Origin of the sequence: Streptomyces sp. NPDC086080, from assembly GCF_044540255.1 — a bacterium.
GTDB lineage: Bacteria > Actinomycetota > Actinomycetes > Streptomycetales > Streptomycetaceae > Streptomyces.
This window is the reverse complement of record NZ_JBITRU010000020.1, coordinates 24,426-50,111: the sequence shown is the minus strand read 5'-3', so window position 1 is coordinate 50,111 and position 25,686 is coordinate 24,426. Positions and strand designations below refer to the sequence as shown.

General features: G+C 72.8%; 20 protein-coding genes and 2 pseudogenes. 12 read left to right on the top strand and 10 right to left on the bottom strand.

Features of this window, described 5'->3' with window-relative positions; all coding sequences use genetic code 11:
• Nucleotides 1-29: 29 nt before the first annotated feature.
• The 4 genes from ACIF9R_RS23210 to ACIF9R_RS23195 all read right to left on the bottom strand — a co-directional run bounded on the left by ACIF9R_RS23210 (nucleotide 30) and on the right by ACIF9R_RS23195 (nucleotide 3,614).
• Entirely contained in the window at nucleotides 30-833 is an 804-nt protein-coding gene (locus tag ACIF9R_RS23210; RefSeq protein WP_399983202.1) for an SDR family NAD(P)-dependent oxidoreductase, read from the bottom strand.
• 50 nt (nucleotides 834-883) lie between these two features.
• Nucleotides 884-1,795, bottom strand: coding sequence for an SDR family oxidoreductase (locus ACIF9R_RS23205; protein WP_399983199.1), 912 nt, complete (start codon nucleotides 1,793-1,795; stop codon nucleotides 884-886).
• A 101-nt stretch (nucleotides 1,796-1,896) separates the two neighbouring features.
• On the bottom strand, nucleotides 1,897-2,526 hold the full coding sequence (locus ACIF9R_RS23200) for an MBL fold metallo-hydrolase (protein WP_399983197.1): 630 nt from the start codon (nucleotides 2,524-2,526) through the stop codon (nucleotides 1,897-1,899).
• Entirely contained in the window at nucleotides 2,526-3,614 is a 1,089-nt protein-coding gene (locus ACIF9R_RS23195) for an S-(hydroxymethyl)mycothiol dehydrogenase (protein WP_399983194.1), read from the bottom strand. Before ACIF9R_RS23195 ends, ACIF9R_RS23200 begins: the two co-directional genes overlap by 1 nt.
• 135 nt (nucleotides 3,615-3,749) lie before the next feature.
• Between ACIF9R_RS23195 and ACIF9R_RS23190 the strand changes: the two genes are divergently transcribed.
• The 3 genes and pseudogenes from ACIF9R_RS23190 (at nucleotide 3,750) to ACIF9R_RS23180 (ending at nucleotide 6,440) form a co-directional block, all read left to right on the top strand.
• Nucleotides 3,750-5,504 (top strand): ABC transporter ATP-binding protein, encoded by a 1,755-nt coding sequence (locus ACIF9R_RS23190; protein ID WP_399983192.1) that lies wholly within the window; start codon nucleotides 3,750-3,752, stop codon nucleotides 5,502-5,504.
• Between the two features lie 167 nt (nucleotides 5,505-5,671).
• A complete protein-coding gene (locus ACIF9R_RS23185) occupies nucleotides 5,672-6,037 on the top strand; it encodes a nuclear transport factor 2 family protein (protein ID WP_399983189.1) in 366 nt (121 codons plus the stop codon).
• 122 nt (nucleotides 6,038-6,159) lie between these two features.
• Nucleotides 6,160-6,440 (top strand): annotated as a pseudogene (locus ACIF9R_RS23180) (nuclear transport factor 2 family protein).
• A 7-nt stretch (nucleotides 6,441-6,447) separates the two neighbouring features.
• On the opposite strand, the gene ACIF9R_RS23175 reads toward ACIF9R_RS23180, so the two are convergent.
• Complete coding sequence (locus ACIF9R_RS23175) at nucleotides 6,448-7,110, bottom strand: TetR/AcrR family transcriptional regulator (RefSeq protein WP_399983187.1); 663 nt, start codon at nucleotides 7,108-7,110, stop codon at nucleotides 6,448-6,450.
• A 184-nt stretch (nucleotides 7,111-7,294) separates the two neighbouring features.
• On the opposite strand from ACIF9R_RS23175, the gene ACIF9R_RS23170 reads away from it, so the two are divergent.
• Entirely contained in the window at nucleotides 7,295-8,557 is a 1,263-nt protein-coding gene (locus ACIF9R_RS23170; protein ID WP_399983184.1) for a YncE family protein, read from the top strand.
• Nucleotides 8,558-8,605: 48 nt separating this feature from the next.
• Here the strand turns inward: ACIF9R_RS23170 and ACIF9R_RS23165 are convergent, their stop codons facing one another.
• From ACIF9R_RS23165 to ACIF9R_RS23150, 4 genes are all read right to left on the bottom strand, one after another.
• Nucleotides 8,606-9,106: a metallophosphoesterase family protein gene (locus ACIF9R_RS23165; protein WP_399983181.1), complete on the bottom strand. Its 501-nt coding sequence runs from the start codon at nucleotides 9,104-9,106 to the stop codon at nucleotides 8,606-8,608.
• A 22-nt stretch (nucleotides 9,107-9,128) separates the two neighbouring features.
• Nucleotides 9,129-9,308: a hypothetical protein gene (locus ACIF9R_RS23160; RefSeq protein ID WP_399983179.1), complete on the bottom strand. Its 180-nt coding sequence runs from the start codon at nucleotides 9,306-9,308 to the stop codon at nucleotides 9,129-9,131.
• Between the two features lie 73 nt (nucleotides 9,309-9,381).
• Nucleotides 9,382-9,801: a CBS domain-containing protein gene (locus ACIF9R_RS23155; RefSeq protein ID WP_399983176.1), complete on the bottom strand. Its 420-nt coding sequence runs from the start codon at nucleotides 9,799-9,801 to the stop codon at nucleotides 9,382-9,384.
• 164 nt (nucleotides 9,802-9,965) lie between these two features.
• Nucleotides 9,966-12,407 carry a SpoIIE family protein phosphatase gene (locus ACIF9R_RS23150; protein WP_399983173.1) on the bottom strand — a complete coding sequence of 814 codons (2,442 nt, stop codon included), beginning with the start codon at nucleotides 12,405-12,407 and terminating at the stop codon, nucleotides 9,966-9,968.
• 251 nt (nucleotides 12,408-12,658) lie between these two features.
• On the opposite strand from ACIF9R_RS23150, the gene ACIF9R_RS23145 reads away from it, so the two are divergent.
• Complete coding sequence (locus ACIF9R_RS23145) at nucleotides 12,659-14,809, top strand: SpoIIE family protein phosphatase (RefSeq protein ID WP_399983413.1); 2,151 nt, start codon at nucleotides 12,659-12,661, stop codon at nucleotides 14,807-14,809.
• 878 nt (nucleotides 14,810-15,687) lie between these two features.
• Here ACIF9R_RS23145 and ACIF9R_RS23140 read toward each other — a convergent pair.
• A complete protein-coding gene (locus ACIF9R_RS23140; RefSeq protein WP_399983170.1) occupies nucleotides 15,688-17,031 on the bottom strand; it encodes a S1 family peptidase in 1,344 nt (447 codons plus the stop codon).
• Nucleotides 17,032-17,178: 147 nt separating this feature from the next.
• Between ACIF9R_RS23140 and ACIF9R_RS23135 the strand changes: the two are divergent.
• The 7 genes and pseudogenes from ACIF9R_RS23135 to ACIF9R_RS23105 form a co-directional block, all read left to right on the top strand.
• A pseudogene (locus ACIF9R_RS23135) lies at nucleotides 17,179-17,457 on the top strand (hypothetical protein); the annotation flags it as partial.
• Nucleotides 17,454-19,676, top strand: a complete 2,223-nt coding sequence (locus ACIF9R_RS23130) for an NHLP family bacteriocin export ABC transporter peptidase/permease/ATPase subunit (protein ID WP_399983167.1) — start codon at nucleotides 17,454-17,456, stop codon at nucleotides 19,674-19,676. The pseudogene ACIF9R_RS23135 and the gene ACIF9R_RS23130, both read left to right, overlap by 4 nt.
• Nucleotide 19,677: 1 nt before the next feature.
• A complete protein-coding gene (locus ACIF9R_RS23125; protein WP_399983165.1) occupies nucleotides 19,678-22,503 on the top strand; it encodes an NHLP bacteriocin export ABC transporter permease/ATPase subunit in 2,826 nt (941 codons plus the stop codon).
• An 84-nt stretch (nucleotides 22,504-22,587) separates the two neighbouring features.
• Nucleotides 22,588-23,598 (top strand): Ppx/GppA family phosphatase, encoded by a 1,011-nt coding sequence (locus ACIF9R_RS23120; RefSeq protein WP_399983163.1) that lies wholly within the window; start codon nucleotides 22,588-22,590, stop codon nucleotides 23,596-23,598.
• Between the two features lie 70 nt (nucleotides 23,599-23,668).
• Entirely contained in the window at nucleotides 23,669-24,682 is a 1,014-nt protein-coding gene (locus ACIF9R_RS23115) for an iron-containing redox enzyme family protein (protein WP_399983160.1), read from the top strand.
• Nucleotides 24,683-24,704: 22 nt separating this feature from the next.
• Nucleotides 24,705-25,358, top strand: coding sequence for a HemK2/MTQ2 family protein methyltransferase (locus tag ACIF9R_RS23110; protein WP_399983158.1), 654 nt, complete (start codon nucleotides 24,705-24,707; stop codon nucleotides 25,356-25,358).
• Nucleotides 25,339-25,536 (top strand): CDGSH iron-sulfur domain-containing protein, encoded by a 198-nt coding sequence (locus tag ACIF9R_RS23105; protein WP_360406178.1) that lies wholly within the window; start codon nucleotides 25,339-25,341, stop codon nucleotides 25,534-25,536. The genes ACIF9R_RS23110 and ACIF9R_RS23105 overlap by 20 nt, the downstream gene beginning before the upstream one ends.
• Nucleotides 25,537-25,686 lie beyond the last annotated feature (150 nt).

The following is a 25,686-nucleotide window of genomic DNA, read 5'->3' as shown; positions in this document are numbered from 1 at the left end:
CCGACGGGGAACTCGCGCGGTCAGCGGTCTCACCGGAGGGCTCCCGGCCGGGGCACCGCCTGATCGAAGGCCGAGTTCACCGCCGTGATCCCGCCGTCGACCACCAGGGTCGTCCCGGTGATCCAGGACGCGTCCCGGGAGGCGAGGAAGGTGACGGCGGCCGCGATGTCCTCCGGTTCGCCGACGCGGCCCAGCGGGTAGAGGCGCCGGAGCGCTTCGAGGTCGTCGTCCCTGCCCGTCCAGGCGCGGGTGCGGACCGTCCCCGGTGCGACGAGGTTGACCCGGACGCCGCGCGGGGCCGCGTGCCCGGCGAGGGTGCGGGTGAGGGAGACGAGACCCGCCTTGGCCGCGCTGTAGGCGTGATTGCCGAAGTCCTGAAGGCCGTTGACGGAGCCGACGTTCACGACGGCGCCCCGGCCGGAGGCGACGAGGTGCGGGAGTGCGGCGCGACAGCAGCGGTAGGCGCCGGTGAGGGTGACATCGAGGTCCGCGGCCCACTCCTCGTCCGGCTCGTCCTCGAAGCGGGGCGCGTCCGGTGTGCAGTGCGCGGCGTTGTTGACCAGTACGTCGAGCGAACCGAAGGCACTCACCGCGTGCGCCACGGCCGCCTCGACCGAGGCCCGGTCGGCCACGTCGCAGGCGAGGGCCCCGGCGTCGAGCCCTCGCTCCCGCAGCGCCGATGCCGTCCGCTCCGCCGCGTCCGGGTCCACGTCGGCGACCAGGACCCGCGCACCCTCCTCGGCGAACCGCAGGGCGGTGGCCGCACCGATCCCGCGTGCCGCGCCGGTGATGAGAACTCCGTACCCCTCGAACCGCCGTGCGTCCGTCGTCATGGAGTGACGGTAGCCGCCGGCACGATCAACGCGGCAGCGGGCGGGGGCGGTCAGCGGTAGCCGGTCACATCGGCGGGCCTGCCCGCGTCCTGGACCTCGACGAGATAGCGCCAGGCGTCCGGGCGGCTGCCGTCGAGGTCGGTGAAGCCGTACTCCCGGGCGAGCCCGCCGCTGGACAGGGAGGTGCCGTTGAACCGGGCCACGTCCGGGTCGGCGGCGAGAGCGGTGACGGCCCGCCCCACATAGCGCGGGGTCTCGGAGATGGCGAAGTGGGGGACTTCGGCGAGGGCGTCGCGCCAGTTGTCCTCGCGGACCCCGAAGTGGTCGAGCATGATCTCCGAGCGCAGCCATCCCGGGGTGAGGGCCACCGCCGTGGCGCCGCGCGGCCCGAGTTCGTGGCCGAGGGCGAAGGCCATGCGCAGGACGGAGGACTTGGCGAGATCGTAGAAGAAGGAGACGCGGTAGGTGTCGCGGTTGTAGTCGGCGGTGCCGTCGGTGACCTCGACGACCAGTCCGCCCGGGTGGCGCAGCAGCAGCGGCAGGGCGTGATGGCTGGTGATCGCGTGGGTCTCGACCGCGAGGCGGAGCAGACGCAGCCCCTTGTCCAGGTCGTGCTCCCAGACGGGCACGTCCCAGGCGAAGAGTGTCTCGCCGCCCCAGATGTCGTTGACGAGCACGTCCAGGCGGCCCTGCTCCCGGTCGATCCGGTCGACGAGGGCGCCGACCTGCGCGGGGTCGAGGTGGTCGGCCGGCACCGCGATCCCCCGGCCGCCCGCGGCGGTGACCAGGTCGGCGGTGTCCTCGATGGTCTCGGGACGGTCGTACTCGGAGCGGCGGGCGCGGGTGCTGCGGCCCGTGACGTACACGGTCGCGCCCGCCGCGCCCAGTTCCACGGCGATGCCCCGACCGGCTCCCCGGGTCGCCCCGGCCACCAGCGCGACCTTGCTCTTCAGCTCCGACATGTACGACTCCCGTCACCCTTGCCCGGCTCTCGCTTCGAGGGTGACGGGTAAGCCGGACATCCTCTGTCGCCTTTTCGCACCGGTCACCCGGGCGGGCCCGCTCAGTGGCCCCGTGCGATCCATTCCTCCAGGTGCGGAGCCTCCGCGCCGATGGTGGTGGAGTCGCCGTGGCCGGTGAGGACCTGGGTCCCGGGCGGGAGGGTGAGCAGCCGGTCCCGGATCGAGTCGATGATCGTCGGGAAGTGGGAGAAGGATCGTCCGGTGGCGCCGGGACCGCCCTGGAAGAGGGTGTCGCCGGTGAACACGGTCCCCAGCCCCGCGTCGTAGAGGCAGACCGCTCCCGGCGCGTGGCCCGGGGTGTGCAGCACGGTGAGGTCGGCGCCGGCGGCCTCGATCACCTGACCGTCGGTGAGCCAGGCGTCGGGGTCGCGGTCCGGGTGGGTCTGCTTCCACAGCCCCAGGTCGTCGGGGTGCAGCCAGATGGTGGCGCCGGTGCGCTCGGCGAGGGCGGGGGCGGCGTCGATGTGGTCGTTGTGGGCGTGGGTGCACACGATGGCCGTCAGGCGCCGGTCGCCCACCGCGTCGGCGATGGCGTCGGCGTCGTGGGCGGCGTCGATGACGATCGCCTCGTGGTCGTCGCCGACGATCCACACGTTGTTGTCGACGTCCCAGGTGCCGCCGTCGAGGCTGAACTGCCCGGAGGTGACCAGTCGTTCGATGTGGGCGGTCATCACAGCACCACCACCGAACGCAGCACGTCGCCGCGGTGCATCCGCTCGAAGGCCTTCTCCACCTCGTCCAGTTGGATGGTCTCGGTGACGAACGCCGCCAGGTCCAGGCGCCCCTGCAGATGCAGGTCGATCAGCATGGGGAAGTCCCGGGAGGGCAGACAGTCCCCGTACCAGGAGGACTTGAGGGAGCCGCCGCGGCCGAAGACGTCGAGGAGCGGCAGTTCCAGCTTCATCTCCGGGGTGGGCACGCCGACCAGGACGACCGTGCCGGCCAGGTCCCGGGCGTAGAAGGCCTGCCGGTAGGTCTCGGGGCGGCCGACGGCCTCGATGACGACGTCGGCGCCGAAGCCGCCGGTGAGTTCGCGGATCGCCTCGACGGGGTCGGTCTCACGGGAGTCGACCGTGTGGGTGGCGCCCATGGAGCGCGCGGTGTCGAGTTTGCGTGCGTCGACGTCGACGGCGATGATCTTCGCCGCGCCGGCGAGCCGGGCCCCGGCGATCGCCGCGTCACCCACGCCGCCGCAGCCGATGACGGCGACCGAGTCGCCCCGGCCGACGCCGCCGGTGTTGATCGCCGCGCCGATGCCGGCCATCACACCGCAGCCGAGCAGCCCGGCCACCTGTGCGGAGACGGCGGGATCGACCTTGGTGCACTGTCCGGCCGCGACCAGGGTCTTCTCGGCGAAGGCGCCGATGCCCAGGGCCGGGGAGAGCTCCTGGCCGGTGGAGGCGAGTGTCATCTTCTGCCCGGCATTGTGCGTGTCGAAGCAGTACCAGGGGCGGCCCCGCAGGCAGGCCCGGCACTTCCCGCACACCGCACGCCAGTTGAGGATCACGAAGTCGCCGGGTGCGACGTCGGTGACGCCGTCGCCCACCGACTCGACGACGCCCGCGGCCTCGTGGCCGAGCAGGAACGGGAAGTCGTCACTGATACCGCCCTGCTTGTAGTGCAGATCGGTGTGGCACACCCCGCAGGCCTGGACCCGTACGACCGCCTCGCCGGGTCCCGGATCGGGTACGACGACCGTCTCGATCCGCACCGGCTCGTCCTTGCCTGGTGCGATCACGCCGCGTACTTCCTGGGGCATGGTGCTGACTCCTTCGTCGGCCGGTGTCCGTCCTTTTCGACCCTACGCGGGAACGATCGGTGGTGCCGCCCGCCGTGCGGCGGGTTCCCGCCCGCGACGTAACCTGGACCTCCATCCGTCACCCAGGGGGGCCACATGAGCGTCGCAGCCGAGGAATCCGGACCACCCGCCTGGCGGGTGCTGCTCGGATACGTCCGCCCGCACCGGTGGGCCCTGCTGGGCGGTGCCCTGCTCTCGCTGATGACCGGCGCGACGGGTCTGATGCTGCCGCTGGTGGCCCGGGAGCTGATCGACGACCTCTCGGACGACCGGGCCATCACCGGCGCGCTGCTGCTGATGACGGCCCTGGTCGTCGCCAACGCGGTGCTGGGCGGGCTGGGTTCGTACGTGCTGCGGCGCACCGCGGAGTCGGTGGTGCTCGGGGCGCGGCGCTCGTTGTCGTCGTATCTGCTGCGGCTGCGCATAGCGGCCGTGGACCGCAGTGAGCCGGGCGATCTGATGGCCCGCATCACGTCCGACACCACGCTGCTGCGCGAGGTGACCACCGATTCGCTGGTCGGTCTCGGCACGGGCGGGCTGACGCTGATCGCGACCCTGGTCCTGATGGGCCTGGTGGACCCGGTGCTGCTGGGTGTCACGCTGGGGGTGATCGCGGCCGCGGGGACGGTGCTCGGGGTGATCGTGCCGCGGATCAACCGGGCCTCCCGGCGGGCGCAGGACGCGGTCGGCGTGATGGGAGCGTCGCTGGAGCGGGTGCTGGGCGCGCTGCGCACGGTGAAGGCCTCGGGTGCCGAGCCCCGGGAGGAGCGCAGGCTGCACGAGGCCGCGCAGGAGTCGTGGCGGCAGAGTGTGCGTGCCGCCAAGTGGTCGGCCGCGGCGGGGAACACGGCCGGTCTCGCGATGCAGATCGCGTTCATCACGGTGCTCGCGGTGGGCGGCGCGCGGGTGGCGACGGAGGCCATCGACATCGGAACGCTGGTGGCGTTCCTGCTGTTCGTGTTCTATCTGATGGCGCCCATCCAGCAGGTCGTCGCCGCGGTCACGCAGTACCAGACGGGCAGCGCCGCCCTCGCCCGGATCCAGGAGGCGCTGCGGCTGCCCGCCGAACCGGCGGCGGGCGTCGCGGAGTTGCCAGGCCCGGACTCGGCGCCGGCCGCGCTCGCCTTCGAGGACGTGCGCTTCCGGTACGCCGACGATCTGCCGTACGTCCATCACGGGGTGACGTTCTCCGTACCGGCGCAGGGCATGACGGCGTTCGTCGGCCCGTCCGGCGCGGGGAAGACCACGGTCTTCTCCCTCATCGAGCGGTTCTACGATCCCGGCTCCGGTGTGATCACGCTGGACGGCCGGGATCTGGCCGAGTGGGAGCTGTCGCGGCTGCGGGCCGCGATCGGCTACGTGGAACAGGACGCACCGGTGCTGTCGGGGTCCCTGCGGGAGAACCTGCTGCTGGGCAGCCCCGAGGCCGACGACGAGACGGTGACGCGGGTGCTGAAGACGACCCGGCTGGACGGTCTGGTGTCCAGGATGCCGGACGGGCTCGACACGCTCGTCGGGCATCGTGGCACCAAGCTGTCCGGCGGTGAGCGCCAGCGGGTCGCCATCGCCCGCGCCCTGCTGCGCCGGCCCCGGCTGCTGCTGCTCGACGAGGCCACCTCGCAGCTCGACGCGGTGAACGAGGCGGCGCTGCGCGACACCGTCGCCGATGTGGCGCGTACGACGACCGTCCTGGTGGTCGCGCACCGGCTGTCCACGGTGACGATGGCCGACCGGATCGTGGTGATGGACGCGGGCCGGGTCCGCGCCGTCGGCACGCACCGGGAGCTGGTGACCGACGATCCGCTGTACGCCGAGCTGGCGGCGACACAGTTCCTGGCCGCGGCCGAGTGACCGTCGTCACGGCGCGTACGCGGTCCCGGCCGCGGCGCGTACGAGGCCCGGGCCGCGGCGCGTACGGGCCCCGGCTTGCCCTGCCCGCCAAAGCGGGGGACGCTCGTAGCAGAGGCCGTCTCGGCCTGCCGGAGGTGCGGGGTGCGGCCTCGGAGGAGGCGGTCATCATGACAACCGCGGCACCGTCCGGCTTCGGCACGGACACCCTGCGCCGGGGCATCGAGGCGGACACATCGGCGATGCTGCTGGAGCTCTACGCGGACGACGCGGAACTGCGAATCGTCGACCGCAACACCCAGCCCAGCCACCCCAAGGTCCTGCACGGCCGGGACGAGATAGCCGCCATGCTCGACGACGTTTACAGCCGCGACATGACGCACTCGCTCGAGGCGTGTGTGGTGCAGGGCGACCTCGCCGCGTACAGCGAGAGCTGCCGGTACCCGGACGGTGTGCGGGTGCTCTCGGAATCGATGCTCACCCTGCGGGACGGGAAGATCACCGGGCAGACGCTGATCCAGGCCTGGGACGAGTAGCCACGCGGGCCGGCCGGCGGCCGCGCTGCCCCAGCCGGTCGGACGCGTCGTCCGTGCGGCGCGGCCCGACGTCGGCGTCCTGGCCGCGTTTCGGGCCGCTGGCGGCGTCCGAGTCTCCTGACGTGGCCGGGTGCACGCACGCAGCCACCGCTCAGTCGGCCATCGACACGTTCGTCTCGGCGTTCAACGCCTCACACGACGCCGGACGGGACCGCTCCGCTGTCGCAGGCGCTCACCTCGGACGTGGTGTTCCGGGGGCCGCTCGGCAGGAGCCCGGTACCGGTGGGTGTTCACGACGCCCGACGGTGGCCCGCAGCTCGCGGGCACGGATGTCGTCCATCTGCGGTGGGACCTGATCGACCAGATGATCATTTTCGCCGGGGACATCGAGCCGGCCTGCTGACGGGCGGTCAGCGGGGCGGCGGGGTCCATCCGAGCGGGCGGAGGATGCTCAGGAGCTGGCGGACCAGTTCCTCCACGACCTCGTCCAGGGTGGCCTCCACCCAGCCCGCGCTCCAGTCGTGGAGCAGACCGTTGACGCTGCCGATGAATCCGGTCGCGGCGAGGCGGTGGTCGCGGGGCGCCGCCTCTCCCCGTGCGGCGGCGGCCCGCGCCTCGGCGCAGATCAGCTCCACCCACTGGGCGCGGCGGGCCAGACGCTGCTCCTCCAGGCGTGGGCTGACCCCGATGATCTCGACGAACGCGATACGGATCCGCCGCGGGTCGCCGGTGACATCGGCGGCGTAGGCGCGGAAGACCGCGTCCGCCCGTTCGGCGAGCGGCGCGTGTGCCGTACGGGCCGCGGCGGCCAGGACCGCCGCCTCGGCCCGGTCGTTGACCTGGAGGTGCAGTGCGGCCAGCACGTCCTCCAGGTTGCGGAACTCCTCGTAGAACTGACGGGTCGACAGGCCCGCGGCCTCGCTGAGGGCGGCGACGGTGGTGGACCGGTAGCCGGGGCCGGCGCCGAACAGTTCGAGTGCCGCATCGAGAAAGCGCCGGCGTCGCTCGGCCTTCCGCTCCTCGGCGGACTTCCCGGCGTAACGGCCGCTCGGTGCGCTCGGTCTGGCCGGCACCGGCCCTCCCCTCCTTGTGCGCACGGCCAAGTTTGTCGTGTACGCAGTCTTGCGGAGAAGGGCCACCCGTCCTTACTTTGCAGTAAGTTGACTTTGAAAGTACCTGTGTTCAGATTCCCACCCCTCGCTTTGGCATGTCCCACTCATGGCTCTCATGCCCCCCACCGCAGAGGAGAGAGCAGTCGTGCCACTCCGCAGAACCAGGCACCTGTGTGTACTCGCCGCAGCCCTCGCCCTGACCGTCACCGCTCCCGCCTCCGTCGCGAGCGCCGCCGGCACCGCCCAGGGTTCCGGCACCGCCCTGCGCGAGGTGCTCTTCGTGGGCAACAACTGGGACGGCACCGCCGATGTCCTGGAATCCACCGGTGACTTCGCGCGGAAGGGCCGGATCGACGTCATCCCCGACAGGAACGAGCGGATGGCCGAGATCAACGCCGACCCGATCCGCTGGATCTACTTCATGGCCATCCGCAACAGCGTCGGGGAGGGCCACGACCAGTTCGTCGACGACATGTACTCCACCCCGGACGGCGACTCGGTGGTGGTCTCCCGGCCGAGCTTCGCCGACGTGGTCTCCCTCGACCTCGTCACCGGAGAGATCAACTGGCGTTTCCCCGTGTCCGGTTACCGGTCCGACCACATGGCCGTCTCCCCGGACGGCAAGCGGGTCGCCGTCTCCGCCTCGACCTCCAACCGGGTGCACGTACTGGACATCGAGACCGGCAGGGAACTCGGCTCGTTCGCCACCGGCGACAAGCCGCACGAGAACATCTTCAGCGCCGACGGCAAACACATCTGGAACATGTCCATCGGCGAGGTGAACACCGCGCTCGACGCGCCCTGGCTGGACTGGACGAAGGGCGACCGCCGCATCACCGTCGTCGACGCGACCACCTTCCGGCAGGTCAAGGTCATCGACATGCGCGAGCGGCTCGACGCGGTCGGACTGAAGGACCACTCGGACGCGGTCCGCCCGGCCGTCCTCTCCCCCGACGAGTCGAAGCTGTACTTCCAGGTCTCCTTCTTCAACGGCTTCTTCGAGTACGACGTCGCCACCGACCGGATCACCCGCACCGCGACCCTGCCGACGAACCCCGCCACCAGCACCGACCGAACCACCTGGGTCAACGACTCCCGCCACCACGGCATCACCATGAAGCCCGACGGCACCAAACTCTGCGTCGCGGGCACCATGGACGACTACGCGACCGTCGTCGACCGCACCACTCTGCGGGAGGGGCCGCTGGTCACCGTCTCCAAGCCGTACTGGGCGACCGTCAGCGGCGACGGCAGATCCTGTGTGGTCTCCGAGAGCGGTGCCGACCGGGTCACCGCGATCGACTTCGCGACCGGTGAGAAGACCGTGTCCGTGCCTGTCGGCGACCACCCGCAGCGGGTACGCCTCGGGCAGGTGAAGGCCGACTGGTCCGGCCCGTCGGGAAGCTGAGCGGGCCCGGCGCCCGGGCCGCTTCCACCGGAGGTGCGACCCGGGCCGTCAGCGCGGGGGCAGCGGGTGGAGTTCCACCTCGGTGAGCCGGCCACCGGCGAGCGTGGCGGTCATGTAGGTGCGCTGCGGCTGACGACGGCGGTCCGTCGGAGAGCCCGGATTGAGCAGACGGAGTCCCGTGGGCGCGGTGGTGTCCCACGGGACATGACTGTGCCCGAACACCAGGACGTCGAGTGCGGGGAAGCGCGCGGCGCACCGGGTCTCCCGCCCCCGGGCGGGTCCCGTCTCGTGGATCACACCGAAGCGCAGCCCGTCGAGCTCGGCGTACGCGGTCTCGGGCAGGCGTGCGCGCAGGCCGGGGCCGTCGTTGTTGCCGTACACGCCGATCAGCCGCCGGCTGCGCGTCTCCAGCAGATCGAGGGTGTCGGTGTCGACCCAGTCCCCCGCGTGGAACACGACGTCCGCGCGGGGGACTTCGTCGAGAAGCCGCCCGGGCAGCCGCTTGGCGCGGGTGGGCAGATGGGTGTCGGACATCAGGAGCAGTCGCACGGACTCACCCCACGGGCACCTGTCAGTCCTCGCCCCTCACGATGTTTCCCTCCGCCCCGGTGTCCGGGACCGTCGAGGTGATGGTGGGGGCCACGGCGGGCCTGCAGGTCCGCAACGGGGCCTTGCCGCGCAGCCGCCGGGCTCGCGCCCAGCCGGTCTCCGGCCGGCGGGTCCGGGGTGTGACGCTGATCTCCGTGGTCACGACGCATCCTCTTCCTTCTGCTTCGGCCGGTCCTCGGGTCCCCGGTGCCGCGTCGGGCAAACACCCGGACGGGTCAGGTGTTCGGCCGGGCCACGCTGATGTCGCCCAGGGCGGACTCGGGGTCGCGTTCCATGGCGAGGTCACCCAACGTGACGACGCCGACGGGGCGCCCGCTCTCGACCACCGGGACGCGGCGCACGGCGTGCTCGCGCATCAGCCGCACCGCGTGGTCCAGGTCGTCGTCCGGTCCCACCGTCACCAGGTCGTCGCTGCACGCGTCGGCCACGGTGGTCTCCTCGGTGTCCACCCCCTGTGCGACCGACCGCACCACCAGGTCGCGGTCGGTGACCAGCCCGCGCAGCCGGTCGCCGTCGGTCACGAGGACGGCCCCGAGGTCGCGGTCGCGCATGACGCGGGCGACCTCCGCGACGGAGGTGTGCGGCCCGACCGTGACCGGTGCGGCGGTCATGATGTCGCGGACGTGCTGTGCCATGACGTTTCCCTCTCGTACGACGTTGGGTGGCGTCCCGGGTACCCGGTGGAGCCGCGCGGTCACCCGGCGCGTGCGGCGTCCCGGAACGTGGTCGCGGGCCGGCGGCACACGGGTTGCCGATGTGCCGGGCCGCCGCGCCGGGGACCGGTGCCCGCGGGACGACGTCAGTTCAGGACGAACTCCGCCCACACCTGCTTGCCGCCGCTGACCGGAAGGGTGCCCCAGGTCGCCGACACGGCCTCGACCAGCAGGATGCCCCGGCCGCCGGTGGCCTCCCAGCCGATGCTGGTGGGCTTCACCGGGGAGCGGGGCGAGGAGTCGGCGACCGCGAGCCGCAGCCGGCCGCCCACCAGGGTGAGATCGAGGCGGACCTGGCCGTCGGTGTGCACCAGGGCGTTGGTCACCAGCTCGGAGACGGCGAGCAGGGCGGCGTCGATGTTCTCGGTCACTCCCCAGGAACGCAGCGTGCGCCGGGTGAAGCGGCGGGCGTGTCCGACCGCCTGGGGCACCCGCCACACCGTCCAGCTCTCGCGCAGCGGCCGCGAGGTCATGCCGTCGTAGCGCATCAGCAGCAGGGCGACGTCGTCGCTGCGCGGGGCCTTGCCGAGCAGGGTGTCGGCGAGCGGCCCGAGATGGGCGGGGTCGGAGGCGGCCAGCTGCCGGGCGAAGCGGTCCATGCCCTCGTCGATGTCGGCCTCGTGCGACTCGACCAGACCGTCCGTGGTGAGGGCGACCAGCGTGCCGGGCTGCAGCCGCAACGGGCTCATGGGGAAGTCGCTCTGCCGCACCACCCCGAGCGGCGGACCGCCCTCGGCCTCCGCGATCTCCGTACGCCCGTCCGGGTGACGCAGCACCGGCGGCAGATGGCCGGCGCGTACGCACCAGGCGAAGCCCTCCTCCATGTCCACGTCGACATAGCAGCAGGTCGCGAAGAGGTCCGACTCCATGTCCATGAGCAACCGGTTGGCATGGGACACCACCACGTCCGGCGGATGTCCCTCGACGGCGTAGGCGCGCAGCGCGGTGCGCATCTGGCCCATGAGAGTGGCGGCGCCGGCGTTGTGCCCCTGGACGTCGCCGATGACCAGGGCCACGTGGTTGTCGGGCAGCGGGATCACGTCGTACCAGTCGCCGCCGAGCTCCATCCCCACGGTGCTGGGCAGATAGCGGGCGACCGCGACCGCGCCGGGCAGCCGGGGCAGCCGCCGGGGCAGCAGCTGGCGCTGGAGCATGCCGACCAGTTCATGCTCGGCGTCGAAGGCACGCGCTCTCATCAGGGCCTGTCCGGCGAGGCCGGCGGCCGCGGTGAGCAGCGCCCGTTCGTCGGCGCCGAAGTCGTGCGGGGCGTCCCAGCCGATCAGACACGCGCCGGCCATGCGGTTACCTGCGGGCAGCGGCAGCATGGCCAGTCCGCCGGGGCCGACCTCGGCGAGGGCGGTCTCCAGCGGGGAACCCGCCGGCCAGATACTGGCGCGGCCCTCCCGCAGGGCGGCGGCGAGGGTGGGCATGGTGCGCACGGGCGCCTCGGGCCACTCGGTGCGCCACTCCGCGCGCCACAGCTCCGGCCACGCCTCCGGCTCGGGCGGGTCCAGGACGGTCACGACGAGCCGTTCGTTCTCCAGCTCGGCCAGCGCGATGCGGTCGGCCCGCAGCGGGCGGCGCAGCGCGGCCACGACGGCCTTGCCGACGTCGCGGACGGTGACTGCGGTGGCCAGCGCGGCGGCGAGCCGCTGCACGCGGGCCACGTCGGTGATGTCGGAGCGCAGCGTGGAGGCGTCGGCGACGGACCCCACCAGCCGGGCCGGGCTGCCCTCGCCTCCGGGCAGCAGCCGGCCACGCAGCCGGAGCCACTTGGGCGGTCCGTCGGGCTGGAGCACCCGGAACTCCAGTTCACGCTCGCCGATCGTCATGTGGTCGGCCTCGACGACGGACATCAGCGAGGGCAGGTCCTCCGGCACCGTGAGGCCCAGCAGGGTCTCCACCCGTCCGTCGAAGTCGCCCGACCCGAGACCGAACAGGTCCAGGACGTCCGGGTCGACCCGGACCCGGCCGGTGTCCATGGCGAGGCTGAAGCCACCGGACGGCAGCTCCGCACCCTCGTTGACGGCCCACGGCGCTGGAAAGACGAGCGCGTCGGCGACGAGGCCGAGACAGACCCGGTCGTCGGCGTCGAACCCGCCGGGGTGCTCGCTGACCGCGAGGAGACAGCCACCGCCCCCTCCCACGGGCAGGGCCGCCAGATGGAAGTCCCGGCTCGGCACGCGCCGGGACTGGGCCTGCGCGGCGAGATCCCCGGGTCCCAGCCACACCGGCCGGCCGCGGTGGGCCTCGGCCACCGGGGACCGCCCCGCGACCGGGTAGCCGTCGCGCACGCCGCACAGGGTCCTCGGCATCCCGGCGGACTCCACGAGGGAGAGCAGTTCTCCGTCCGCGCCGGGGGCATACGCGGCGGCGAACCCGGCCCCGGCGAAGACGAGAGCCTGCTCCAGGATCCGTCGCACCCGTTCGGGTGACTCGGGGTCGACGGCGATCACCGTCAGGGCACGTTCCGCACGCAACGTTCGCGTGCCGCGTCCCGTAGCGCCCTCACTGACCACGTTGGCCATTACAGCGCTTATGGGACACCGGCGCAGCCCCTGTGCGCGTTCGGCGGCCGGACAGGCCGCCCCTGTTCGTCCCGGAAGTGCGACGGCGGGCCTTGGGGCTCCGGTCGTGGGGTAACCGGAGGGTGCGCCGTGACGGCGGGCCGTGGCCGGCCCGCTCCTCCCGCGGCATACGGCCCTCTTTCCCGCCGCTCGTCGTGCGCGACGGCCGGGCAGGGAGGAGATTGGATCGCGGGACGCGGCCGTGCGAGGAGGTGGTCGGCGTGTCCGAGGGACAGTCGTCCGTGCAGGCGCCGGCGGGTGCACGGGCGCCGGTCGGCCGTCCGATGCTGTCGCTGACGCTGGCCGCGATGATGGACGAGGTGCACGCCCACTCCGGGGCGGTGTATCTGCTCTCACCCGACCAACCGGTGCTGGAGATGGCGGTGATGGCGGGGCTGCCGCGCGCCTTCGCCGCCCCGTGGGAGCGGGTGGGACTGAGCGCTCCGATCCCGGTCTCCGACGCGTTGCGCGAGCGTCGGCTGGTCTGGGTGAGCGGCGAGGAGGAGATGGCCCGCCACTATCCCCGGATCGCGATGGTGCTGCCGTATCCCTTCTCGCTCGCCGCGCTGCCGGTGGCAACCGCGACCAAGGCGTACGGGGCGGTGTTCGTGACCTGGCCCGGCGGGCATCCGCCGCACCTGTCCGACGGGGAGCGCGATCATCTGACGGCCGCCTGCGACCGGCTGGCGGTGCGGCTGGAGCGGGCCGCCGAGCAGAGCGTGCCGCTGACACCCGAACCGGATCTGCTGGCCGCGCCGCTGGTGGACGGCACGGCCGGCACGCTCGGGTCGGTGGAGGCGGCACGGATGGTGTCCCGGCTGCCGTACGGTCTGTGCTCACTCGATGTGCACGGGCGGGTCGGCTTCGCCAACGCGGCCGCCGCCGAACTCCTGGGCGTCCCGACGGGCCGGCTGCTCGGCGCCCATCTGTGGGCTACGGTGCCGTGGCTGAACGACCCCGTGTACGAGGACCGCTACCGGGCCGCGATGTTCAGCCAGCACGTCACCTCGTTCGTCGCGCTGCGTCCGCCGGGCGAGTGGCTGTCCTTCCGGCTGTATCCGAGCACGACCGGACTCAGTGTGCGGATCAGCCGGGCGCGTGCGGTCACGGAGATGAACCGCACGCCGCCGCCCGGGCAGACCGGCACCCGGCTGGTCACCATCACCCAGGTGCTGGACCTGGCCGGCGCACTGACCGAGGCGGTCGGGGTGCAGGACGTGGTGCAGCTGGTCGCGGACGAGATCGCGCCGACGGTGGGCAGCCAAGGGCTGGTGATCCTTGGATCCCGGGCGGGCCGGCTGCGCGTACTGGGGCACCGCGGGTACCCGGATCCGCGGGTCGTGGAGCGGTACGACGGTATGCCGCTGTCGGAGCCGACCCCCGGCAGCCAGGTGCTTCGTACGGGTGTGCCCGCCTTCTTCGAGAACCGCGCGGAGTTGGGACGTCTGTATCCGTCGCTGGCGGTGCATCTGTCCCAGTTCTCGGCGTGGGCATATCTGCCGCTGATCGCCTCGGGGCGCCCGGTGGGGACCTGCGTGCTGTCGTACACGGCGGCGCACCACTTCACTACGGAGGAACGGGCGGTGCTGACCAGTCTGGCCGGACTGATCGCCCAGGCGCTGGAGCGGGCCCTGCTCTACGACGCCAAGCACCGGCTCGCGCACGGGCTGCAGGAGGCACTGCTGCCGCACACGCTCCCGTCACTGACCGGGATCGAGGCGGCCGCACGCTATCTGCCGGCGACCCAGGGGATGGAGATCGGGGGCGACTTCTACGACCTGGTACCGACGCAGGGCGTGGCGGCCGCGGTGATCGGGGATGTGCAGGGGCACAACGTGACGGCGGCCGGGCTGATGGGGCAGGTCCGCACCGCGGTGCGCGCCTACACGGCCGTCGGGCAGCAACCCGACGAGGTCATGCGCAGCACCAACCGGCTGCTGCTGGACCTGGGTTCGGAGCTGTTCGCGAGCTGTCTGTATCTGCGGCTCGATCCCGCGCGCGGGCGGGCCGTGATGTCCCGTGCGGGTCATCCGCCGCCGCTGCTGCGCAGGCCGGACGGCCGGGTCCGGGTGCTGGACCTGGCCGGCGGCCCCCTGCTGGGCATCGACGGCTCGGCGGCATATCCGTCGACCGAGGTGGACCTCTCCCCCGGATCGCTGCTGGTGCTGTACACCGACGGTCTGGTGGAATCCCCCGGTACGGACTTCGAGGACGCCCTGGCCGATCTGGGCCGGCGTCTCACCGAGCTGGGCGACCTGCCACTGGACGAGCTCGCCGACGCGCTGGTCCAGCACGGCGCGGACGCGGACGGACGCCTGGACGACACGGCGATACTGCTGCTCAGGGCCCTGCCGGACGACTGACACGGTCCGTCCGGAGCGGTGGCCACCGCACGCCACCGCTCCTGGGACCGTGCCACCCCCCGGCGGGGCTCGACGGCCGGCGTTCGCCACCGCCACTGTCGCGGGCGCGCGGCCTCCGGACGACGGGTGTCCCGGCACACGAAGGGCACACCGTCCGGCATTCCACCCGCGGGCCCCGAGGCACGCCCGGCCGACGCGCCGGCAGGCGGTCGACCAGCCGTCCGCGGCCGACACCCCCAGCGCACACCCACCCGTCGGACGTGACCGTCGACAGCGCGAGCAAGACGAAGCGGCACACTCCGGGCAAGGTCCGCTCCCCGGAGGGCAACCGACCCGCGCGTCACGCCCGCGCGGCGCCCGAGGCACACCCGGCCGACGCGCCGTCAGGCGGTCGACCAGCCGTCCGCGGCCGACACCCCCAGCGCACACCCACCCGTCGGACGTGACCGTCGACAGCGCGAGCGAGACGAAGCGGCACACTCGGGCGAAGTCGGCTCCCCGGAGGGCAACCGACCCGCGCTCCACGCCCGCGCGAACGCCCGAGGCACGCCGGCCGACGCGCCGACAGGTGGTGGACCAGCCCTTGCGGCCAACGCCCCGAGCGGGCACCGACCGGTCGGACATGCCCGTCGACAGCGTGAATGAGACGGACCGTCGCCCCCGGCACGAAGCCGACTTGCCGGAGGAAGGCCGTCCCGCACTCCCGTGCGGGGGCGACCCGGGCGCGATGAGCGACGCGCCGTCAGGTGGTGGACCGGGTACTCGGCGGCGGGCGGCTAGCGGGGTGGGCGGCGGCCGTGCCGGTGAGGGCAACGGCCCGGTCCCGCCACGGCTCGTGGCGGGACCGGGCCGGGGTCACCTCGGGCGGTCGGGGGGTGTCAGTGGGTCCCGGTCAGGCCGGAGCCCTGGTCACCGGCGTGCTGACCGGCTCCGGACCCGTCACCGGCTCCCGCACCGATGTCGTCGCCACCGGCCTCGTCACCGCCGCCGATGTCCTGACCGCCGGGCTCTGCTCCCGCGCCCGCCTGGTCACCGCCGACCTGATCGCCGCCGGCCTGGTCACCGCCAGCCTGATCGCCGCCCGCCTGGTCACCCGCGCCGGTCTCCGCGCCGAGGGTCGCGCCGACTGCCGCCAGGGCGGTGGTGACCGGCTGGAAGAAGGTTTCGCCGCCGTTGGTGCAGTCGCCGCTGCCACCCGAGGTCAGGCCGATCGCGAGGCCGTCCCGGGTGAACATCGAGCCGCCGCTGTCACCGGGTTCGGCGCAGACGTCGGTCTGGATGAGACCGGTGACCGTGCCCTCCGGATAGTTCACCGTCGCGTTCAGACCGAGCACCTGGCCGTCGGCGAGCCCGGTGGTGCTGCCCATCCGGAACACCTCCTGGCCCACGGTGGCCTCCGCGGCCCGGGAGATCGCAACCGTCTGGTCGCCGACATCGACCTCGCTCGGCGCCTGGGTCGCGGGGTCGTCGTAGCGGACGAGCGCGAAGTCGCCCGCGCCGGGGAAGAGCGCCTGGTCGACCGTGGCGATCGGCTGCCCGCCCTGCTGGTCGGACCACTGGTCTCCCCCGGCGGCGCAGTGACCCGCCGTCAGGAACGCCGGGGCACCGTCGCCCGCGGTGACGTTGAAGCCGAGCGAGCAGCGCGCGCCGCCGGCGAAGATGGCGTCGCCGCCGGACACGAACGTCCTGAAGGTGCCTTCGGACTTCTTGATGGTCGCCATGCCGGAGCCGAGGCTCTGCACGGTGGACTCCAGCCGGTCCCACTTGTCCCCGGTGACCGTGCTGTCCGCGGTGACGAGAATCTTGTTGGTGCGCGGGTCGACGGCCCAGGAGGTGCCGGGGATGGTCGCCTCCGTCTTCAGCGTCTGCGCCCCTTCCTCCAGTTCGGACATGCTGTTGTCGACCTCGCGGACGGCCGCGCCCGCCTTCTTGGCCTGCACGATGACGTTGTTGTTGTCGCCCGGTACGACGTTGACGACGAGTTGTTTGTTGTCACCGTCGTAGTAGGAGCCGGCGAACGCGTCACCGAGGAGTCCGGCGAGCTGCGAGGCGAGATCCGAGGCGTCGCCCGCCTTCAAGGTCCGCGGCGCCGCCGCCGCGGCGTCCGACGCGCCGTCCTGTGACGCGTTGGCGTTCGGGAGCAGGATCGCGGCGGCTCCGAGCGCCACCACACCGCCCACCGCTATCGCGGCCTTGCGCTTCGGAATTCGCTTGTGACTCAAACTACTCGACCTCCTGGGGGGACCGGAGTCGTGCCGCCGTGCGGCAGTTGTCGGGGGACGCCTGGATGGCTGTTGGTACGCACGGGGCGCGGGGCGCGTTCAATCCCGGCCCACCCTCACGTCACGTCACCGGCCGTGAGCGGTGGGTACGGCGTCCTGCGCGGCAGGGTGACGTCGGTGGACCGCTCGGCCCAGTCCCCCCAGCAGATCGCCGCGTTCCTCGGGGACAGCCGGCTCGGCGAGCAGTTCACCCAGGAGGGCAGACCGGTGGCGGTCACCGTCGAGTTGAGGAAGTCGTCCGTCACACGGAGCGGTTACGAGTGGTCCTCCGCGGACGGCCCGCCGTTCGAACTGACGTCGATGACCCTGGCCACCGGCTCGGTCCGGCTGGCCGACCGGCGCCCCGTCGACTGGCTGCTGCCGTGAGCAGCGGCCGGGAAACCCGCGGCAGACGCCGGGCCGCCCCGCCGAAGCGCACGGTGCCGGGGTCCCGGGTCAGGACCGTCCGTACACCCACCGTCCTCCAGATGGAGGCCGTGGAGTGCGGCGCCGCCTCGCTCGCGATGGTGCTCGGCCACTACGGCCGTCATGTCCCGCTGGAGGAGCTGCGCATCGCCTGTGGTGTCTCCCGCGACGGCTCCCGCGCCGGCAACCTGCTGAAGGCGGCGCGGAGTTACGGGATGACCGCCAAGGGCATGCAGATGGATCTGGCCGCGCTCGCCGAGGTGACGACGCCGGCCGTGCTCTTCTGGGAGTTCAACCACTACGTCGTCTACGACGGCATGGGCCGCCGGTTCGGCCGCCGCGGGGTGTACATCAACGATCCCGGCAAGGGACGGCGGTTCGTCCCTCTGGAAGAGTTCGACGGCAGCTTCACCGGTGTCGTGCTGGTGATGGAGCCCGGCGAGGACTTCACCCGGGGCGGCCGCAAGCCGGGAGTGTTCGGCGCGCTGCCGGCCCGGCTGCGCGGCACGGCGGGCACCCTGCCGGCCGTGGTGCTGTCGAGTCTGCTGCTGGTGGCGGTGGGCGCGGCGGTGCCCGGACTCAGCCGTACCTTCATCGACGACTTCCTGATCGGCGGCCGGACCTCGACGCTGGACGTGCTCTTCACGTCGATGGGCGTCTGTGTGCTGCTCACGCTGGTGCTGACCTGGCTCCAGCAGGGCAACCTGCTGCACGGCCGGCTGATCTCCTCCACGCTGTCCAGCGCCCGCTTCCTGCGTCATCTGCTGCGGCTGCCGGTCACGTTCTTCGCCCAGCGCAGCCCGGCCGACCTGGTGCAGCGGCTGCAGTCCAACGACGCGGTGGCCGAGACGCTGGCCCGCGATCTGTCGGCGGCGGGCGTGGACGCGCTGGTGGTCGCCCTGTACGCGGTGCTGCTGTACACGTACGACCCACAGCTGACCTTCGTGGGCATCGGTGTGGCCCTGCTGAACATCGCGGCGATGCGGGTCGTCATCCGGCTGCGTGCGACCCGTACGGCGAAGCTGCGGGCGGACACCGCGCGGCTCACCAACACGGCGTACACCGGTCTGCAGCTGATCGAGACGCTGAAGGCGACCGGCGGGGAGGACGGCTACTTCCGCAAGTGGGCCGGTCAGCACGCCACGACGCTGGAGGAGCAGCAGCGGCTCGGGGTGCCCACGGCATGGCTCGGCGTCGTCGCGCCGACACTCGCCACGCTCAACAGCGCGCTGATCCTCTGGATCGGCGGTCTGCGGGCGGTCGAGGGCCATATCTCGGTCGGGTTGCTGGTGGCCTTCCAGGCGCTGGTGACGCGGTTCACCGCGCCGCTGACCCGGCTCAACGGCGTGGCGGGACGGATCCAGGACTTCGCGGCGGACGTGGCCCGGCTGAAGGACGTGGAGAACTTCCGGGCGGACCCGCTCTACGGCCGTGCCGGTGCCGGGACGTCGACGCGCCGGCTGCTCGGCCATGTCGAACTGCAGAACCTCACCTTCGGCTACAACCCGCTGGACAAGCCACTGCTCACCGGGTTCGACCTGGCCGTGGGGCCCGGCCGCCAGGTGGCGCTGGTCGGCGGCTCGGGCAGCGGCAAGTCCACGGTGTCGCGGCTGATCTCCGGTCTGTACACACCGTGGGAGGGCGTGATCCGGATCGACGGGCAGCGCATCGAGGACATCCCGCGCGGGGCGCTGGCCGCTTCGGTCTCCTTCGTGGACCAGGACGTGTTCCTGTTCGAGGGCACCGTGCGCGACAACGTGGCGCTGTGGGACCCGTCGATCCCGGACGAGGCGGTGGTGGAGGCGCTCAGGGACGCGGCCCTGTACGACGTGGTCTCGCGTCGGCCGGGCGGCATCCACAGCCCGGTCGAGCAGGACGGCCGGAACTTCTCCGGCGGGCAGCGCCAGCGTCTGGAGATCGCGCGGGCGCTGGTGCGCCGCCCGAGCATCCTGGTGCTCGACGAGGTGACCAGCGCGCTGGACGCGGAGACCGAGCTGGCCGTGATGGACGGTCTGCGCCGGCGCGGCTGCGCCTGTGTGGTGATCGCGCACCGGCTGAGCACCGTGCGCGACAGCGACGAGATCGTCGTCCTGGAGCACGGCACGGTCGTGGAGCGCGGACGGCACGAGGAACTGGTGGCGCGCGGCGGCGCGTACGCGGCGCTGGTCAGGGAGCGTTGAGATGACAGCCGTGCATGATGCGGCGGGCGGCGATCTCGTCCTGGGCGCGCTCGGGTCGCTGGGCGCACCGGTCGACTGCTCCGGTTTCTCCCGCCTGGACCTGGAGGGGCCGCAGGTGCTGTGGCTGATCGCGTCCGGTGCCGTGGACCTGTTCGCGGTGGACGCCGGGCAGCAGGGGCACTGGCACCATCTGGGCCGGCTGGAGGCGGGCTCGCTGGTGCTGGGTCCGGTGGCCGGCCCGGCGCACACCCTGGTGGCGCGTCCGCTGCGGGACTGTGTGGTGCGCCGCGTCGGGCTGCGCGAGCTGTACCAGCCGGCGGGCACCCAGACCTGGTCGTACGACGAGTACGGCCATCCGCAGTACGTTCCGCCGACGACGAGCCCGCTGGAGTACGCCCTCGCGCTCGGCGTGGGACGGAGTCTGTCCGTGCTGTTCCAGGCACCGATGGCGACCGAGCGGGCCGCCGCACCCACCGACGACGACGTGTTCTGGATGCAGGTACCGCCGGGCAGTGTGCAGTACGGCTCGCTGTACGGCGCCGAGGCCGCGGCCGATCTGCTGATGGACCCGGCGCTGTGGCAGAGCCTGGTCGACCAGCAGTTCCGGCTGATGACCACGCTGGACCGGTGGATCGAGCAGCTGGAGGACACGCACGAGACGCGCACCGCCGAGGGCATCAGGGCCGGGGAGGCGGTGCGGGACCGGGCCGACCGGACGCTGCTGGCCGCCATCGGCAGCCGGCCGGGCCGGCGCGCGACGTCGGCCGACGCGGACGCCACGCACGCGGCCTGCGAGCTCGTGGCGCGGGCGGCGGGCATCACGCTTGCCGCGCCCGCGCGGTCCGGCACCGGCGGTGACCGGCTCGATCCGGTCGAGCAGATCGCCCTGGCCTCCCGGCTGCGCACCCGTGTCGTACGGCTGCACGGCCGCTGGTGGCGGAACGACGTCGGGCCGCTGGTGGGTCACCGGGCCCTGTCGGGCGCGCCGGTGGCGTTGCTGTGGCGGCGCGGCGGCTATGTGGCGGTGCACCCGGGGACCGGCCGCGAGACACCGGTCGAGCAGGCGAACGCCGAGGAGTTCGAGCCCCGCGCGGTGATGTTCTACCGTCCGCTGCCCGAGCGCCGGCTGAGTCCGCTGCGGCTGCTGCGCTTCTGCATGTCGGGCACCCGGAGTGATCTGACGGGGCTGCTGCTGAGCGGTCTGGTGACGGTGGCGATCGGTGCCCTGGTGCCGCTCGCGACCGGCAGGGTGCTCGGCGAGTTCGTGCCGAAGGCACAGACCGCGCTGATCGCGCAGGTGTGCCTCGCGGTGATCATCGGCAGTGTGGTGACCGCCGCCTTCCTGCTGCTGCAGAATCTCACCCTGCTCCGGCTGGAGGGCCGGGTGGAGGCCACGCTCCAGCCGGCCGTGTGGGACAGGTTGCTGCGGCTGCCGACCCGGTTCTTCACCGAGCGGTCCACCGGTGAGCTGGCGAGCGCGGCCATGGGCATCAGCGCGATCCGCCGGCTGCTGGCCGGGGTCGGCCCCACGGTGGCCCAGTCGGTCACCGTGGGAGCACTGAACCTCGGTCTGCTGCTGTGGTTCAGCGTGCCGATGGCGCTGGCCGCGCTCGGGATTCTGGGCGTCGTCGCGGGGGTGTTCCTGGGGCTCGGACTGTGGCAGGTGCGCTGGCAGCGCCGCCTGGTGGTCCTCACCAACAAGCTGAACAACCAGGCCTTCCAGACCCTGCGCGGGCTGCCGAAGCTGCGGGTGGCGGCGGCGGAGAACTACGCGTACGCCGCGTGGGCGTCGGAGTTCGCCCGCAGCCGGGAGCTCCAGCGGAGGGCCGGCCGGATCAAGAACCTGACGGCGGTGCTGGGCGCGGTCTGTCTGCCGCTGGTCACCCTGGCGATGTTCATGCTGCTGGCCGGGCCGGCACGCGGCTCGATGACGGCGGCGGAGTTCCTCACCTTCAACACCTCGGTGACCATGGTGCTGACCTCGGTCACCCAGCTGACCGGCGCGTTCGTCTCCGCGGTCGCCGCGCTGCCATTGTTCGAGCAGATCAAGCCGGTGCTGGACGCCGCGCCCGAGGTACGTGCGGCGAGCACCCGACCGGGCCCGCTGTCCGGGGCGATCGAGGCCCGGCGGCTGTCCTTCCGCTACTCGGACGACGGTCCGCTGGTCCTGGACGACGTGTCCTTCGAGGCGCGGCCCGGCGAGTTCGTGGCGGTCGTCGGCCCGAGCGGCTGCGGCAAGTCCACTCTGCTGCGGCTGCTGATCGGCTTCGACCGGCCGGTGTCCGGGAGCGTGCTGTACGACGGGCAGGACCTGGCGGCACTCGACGGGTCGGCGGTCCGCCGGCAGTGCGGGGTGGTGCTCCAGCACGCGCAGCCGTTCACGGGGTCCGTCCTGGACGTCATCTGCGGGAGCGAGCCGTACACGCCGGACGAGGCGATGGCGGCCGCGGAGCTGGCGGGGCTGGCCGAGGACATCCGGCGGATGCCGATGGGGCTGCACACCATCGTGTCCGGCAGCGGTGCGGTCTCCGGCGGTCAGCGGCAACGGCTGATGATCGCCCAGGCGTTGATCCGCCGGCCGCGGATCCTCTTCTTCGACGAGGCGACCAGCGCCCTGGACAACGAGACGCAGCGCACGGTGATCGAGAGCACCAAGGCCCTGGAGGCGACGCGGATCGTGATCGCGCACCGGCTGTCGACGGTCCTCGACGCGGACCGGGTGGTGGTGATGGAGGGCGGCAGGATCGTTCAGCAGGGCACGCCCGCGCGGTTGCTCGCGGACACCGGCGGCCGGCTGCACGAGCTGGTGCGGCGGCAGCTGGCCTGAGGCGCCGGGCCGCCGGTGGCGTGTCTTCGACCCGTGGCGCGGCCGTTTTCGTTGATCCGCACGGTAAGTGGGTACCCACGGGCCATGCGGACCAGCGTGGTGGATGTGGGATCGAAGACCGTCAGACTCGTCGTGTCGGACACGGGGGGCGGCGCGCCGCTTCCGGTGCACACGTCGAAGTGGCGGCTCAGGCTGTCCGAGCAGGTCACGCCGGGCGGGCCGGTGCCGGAGCAGGCCGTGGAGGACCTGGTGGAGGCCGTGGCGGCGGCGGACCGGACCGCCGCGCGGTGGGGTGCGTCGGGCCCGCTGGCGTTCGCGACGGCCGTGGTGCGTGGGGCGCCGAACCGGCTGGAGGTGCTGCGCACGGTCCGGGCACGGACGGGTGTCGAGCTGTGCACCCTGCCGGGCGAGGTCGAGGCGGAACTCACCTTCCTCGCGGCGCGCCGCTGGATGGGCTGGCGCTGCGGACCGCTGGCGATGCTGGACATCGGCGGCGGGTCACTGGAGGTCGCCTTCGGGCGCGGCAGGCTGCCGGACTTCGCGGCCTCGCTGCCGCTGGGCGCGGCCCGGCTGACACACGAGTACTTCGAGGACGAGGACCCTCCCTCACCCGAGCGGCTGCGGGGGCTCCGCCGGCATGTGCGACACCAACTGCGTGACGTGGCGGCCCGGATCCGCTGGGAGGGGCCGCGCACCGCGGTCGCCTCCTCCCGGACGTTCCAGCAGCTGGGGCGGCTGTGCGGGGCCGCGCCCGGACGGCACGGGCCGTTCGTGGAGCGGCGGCTGTCCAGTGCCGATCTGCGGATGGCGATCGACCGGCTGGCCGTCCTGCCCGCTGCGGAACGGGCGCGGCTGCCCGGTATCTCCGCGCCGCGCTCCGGGCAGAGCCTGGCGGGTGCGGTCGTGGCGCACACGGCGATGAAGCTGACTGGGCTGCGGTCGGTGACGATCTGTCCCTGGGCCCTGCGTGAGGGGGTGCTCCTGCGCCATATCGAGGACGGTCCGTCCTGGTGGGCGGAGATCACCCGCCTCAACGAGAAGGAGGCGGCCGGCGCGGAGCCCCTGCCCCTGCGCCTCGCCGCCGCGCACGACTGAGGGGCACCCGTCGGCCGCCGCCTGCCACGCGGGCAGGGGTGTGCGTGCGCCGTCCGGGTACTCGCGGCACATGGAACACCCCCATGACGAACCCCGGCTGCCCACGCCGCGCGGTCCTGTGAGCGGCGCCGTACTGGATGGTCTGCGCGGCACCGGCCCGCTGCCCCCGGAGGGGGACATCGCGGCGGCCCCCGTGTACGGAGACGACCTCCAGCTCGCCCTGTACCTCTGCTACGAGCTGCACTACCGCGGGTTCGCGGGCGTGGACCCGGACCTCGAATGGGACCCCGGTCTGCTGCGCACCCGTGCCGCTCTGGAGCAGAGCTTCCTCACCGCGCTGCGCGCGGACGCCCGGCGGCACGACACCGTCGACGACGCGCTCGCCGGGATCCTGGTGGAGCCGGTGGACGGTACGGGCGTCAGTCACTTCCTGCGCGACAAGGGCGAGCTGTGGCACGTGCGCGAGTACGCCGCCCTGCGGTCCCTGTACCACCTCAAGGAGGCCGACCCGCACGCCTGGGTGCTGCCCCGGCTGCGGGGCCGGGCCAAGGCGGCGATGGCGGCGGTGGAGTTCGACGAGTACGGCGGCGGCCGGGCCGACCGTGTGCATGCCCGGCTGTTCGCCGACCTGATGGACGACCTGGGCCTGGACACGACGTACGGCCGCTATCTGGACGCCGCCCCCGCCGAACTCCTGGTGACGGTGAACCTCATGTCGCTCTTCGGCCTGCACCGCTCCCTCAGGGGCGCCCTGGTCGGCCACTTCGCCACGGTCGAGATCACCTCCTCACCGGGTTCCCGGCGGCTCGCGGAGGCGATGCGCCGGACCGGCGCGGGGCCCGCCGCCGAGCACTTCTACGACGAGCACGTGGAGGCGGACGCGGTGCACGAGCAGGTGGTGCGCCACGAGGTCATCGGGGGGCTGCTGGAGGACGAACCGCACCTCGCGCGGGACATCGCCTTCGGGGTGGACGCGACGGTGTTCACCGAGGACCTGCTCGGCGACCGGCTGCTCACCGACTGGGGGGCGGGCCGCTCGTCCCTGCGCGCTCCCCTGTCACAGGAGTCCACCCATATCTCCTGAGCACGGGGGTACTCGGCGGTCTGTGAAATCACTCGTACCCCCGGGCGTGTACGCCCCTCAAGAGGACACAGAACTGCTGGCCGGCGCCCTGTTCGAGGAGCCCGTCCAGCCGGGGGCCGACGTTCTCGACGTGGGAACGGGATCCGGCGCGCTGGCGGTGGCCGCCGCGCGGCGCGGCACCCGGGTGACCGCGGTCGACGTGTCGTGGCGGGCGGTGTGCGCAACACGGGTGAACGCGTTGCGGGCCGGTGTGCCCGTGCGGATCAGGCGCGGGAACCTGTTCGCTCCGGTGCGGGGCCGGTCGTTCGACCTGATCCTCGCCAATCCCCCGTATGTCCCGGCACCCGGCGGCGGGAGGCTGCCGCGTGGTGCGGCCCGGGCCTGGGACGCGGGGGGTGACGGGCGGCTCGTCCTGGACCGGATCTGCCACGAGGTTCCGGAGCTGCTGCGGCCCGGCGGTGTGCTGCTGCTGGTGCAGTCGGGGCTCAGCGGCCCCGAGCTGACGCTCGGCCGGCTGCGGACGGCCGGGTTGAAGGCCGCGGTGACGCGGCGCCGGCGCATCGCCTTCGGTCCGGTGCTGCGGGACCGGGAGCACTGGCTGCGCGAGCGGGGGCTGCTGCCCCCGGCGGAGAACGAGGAAGAGCTGGTGGTGGTCCGTGCCGAACTCCCCGTCTGACACCCCCCGACGCGTCACCGTGCGGCGCAAGGGGCCGCTGCTGCTGGAGGGTCCGGTGGAGGTGGAACTGGAGGACGGGACGGTGGTGTCCTCCGACCGCTTCCGGGTGGCCCTGTGCACCTGCCGCCGCAGCCGCCGCTACCCGTGGTGCGACACCAGCCACCGCGACCGGGCGTAGGGCCTGTTGCGAAGGTGGCACCTGCCGCGCGACGCCCGGCACGCACTCTCGCCGCACCGGACGAAACCCGGAGGCCGGCGGGCGGCCCCACTCCGCCCGCCGGCCTCCTTGCGCGAGATCGCACGTTCCGCGTGGGGGCTCGCACTCCCC

Bases quoted from the DNA above. Each gene is read 5' to 3' on its own strand.
- ACIF9R_RS23210 (WP_399983202.1), bottom strand. From the start codon at position 833: ATGACGACGGACGCACGGCGGTTCGAGGGGTACGGAGTTCTCATCACC.
- ACIF9R_RS23205 (WP_399983199.1), bottom strand. From the start codon at position 1,795: ATGTCGGAGCTGAAGAGCAAGGTCGCGCTGGTGGCCGGGGCGACCCGG.
- ACIF9R_RS23200 (WP_399983197.1), bottom strand. From the start codon at position 2,526: ATGACCGCCCACATCGAACGACTGGTCACCTCCGGGCAGTTCAGCCTC.
- ACIF9R_RS23195 (WP_399983194.1), bottom strand. From the start codon at position 3,614: ATGCCCCAGGAAGTACGCGGCGTGATCGCACCAGGCAAGGACGAGCCG.
- ACIF9R_RS23190 (WP_399983192.1), top strand. From the start codon at position 3,750: ATGAGCGTCGCAGCCGAGGAATCCGGACCACCCGCCTGGCGGGTGCTG.
- ACIF9R_RS23185 (WP_399983189.1), top strand. From the start codon at position 5,672: ATGACAACCGCGGCACCGTCCGGCTTCGGCACGGACACCCTGCGCCGG.
- ACIF9R_RS23155 (WP_399983176.1), bottom strand. From the start codon at position 9,801: ATGGCACAGCACGTCCGCGACATCATGACCGCCGCACCGGTCACGGTC.
- ACIF9R_RS23150 (WP_399983173.1), bottom strand. From the start codon at position 12,407: ATGGCCAACGTGGTCAGTGAGGGCGCTACGGGACGCGGCACGCGAACG.
- ACIF9R_RS23125 (WP_399983165.1), top strand. From the start codon at position 19,678: ATGACAGCCGTGCATGATGCGGCGGGCGGCGATCTCGTCCTGGGCGCG.
- ACIF9R_RS23120 (WP_399983163.1), top strand. From the start codon at position 22,588: ATGCGGACCAGCGTGGTGGATGTGGGATCGAAGACCGTCAGACTCGTC.
- ACIF9R_RS23115 (WP_399983160.1), top strand. From the start codon at position 23,669: ATGGAACACCCCCATGACGAACCCCGGCTGCCCACGCCGCGCGGTCCT.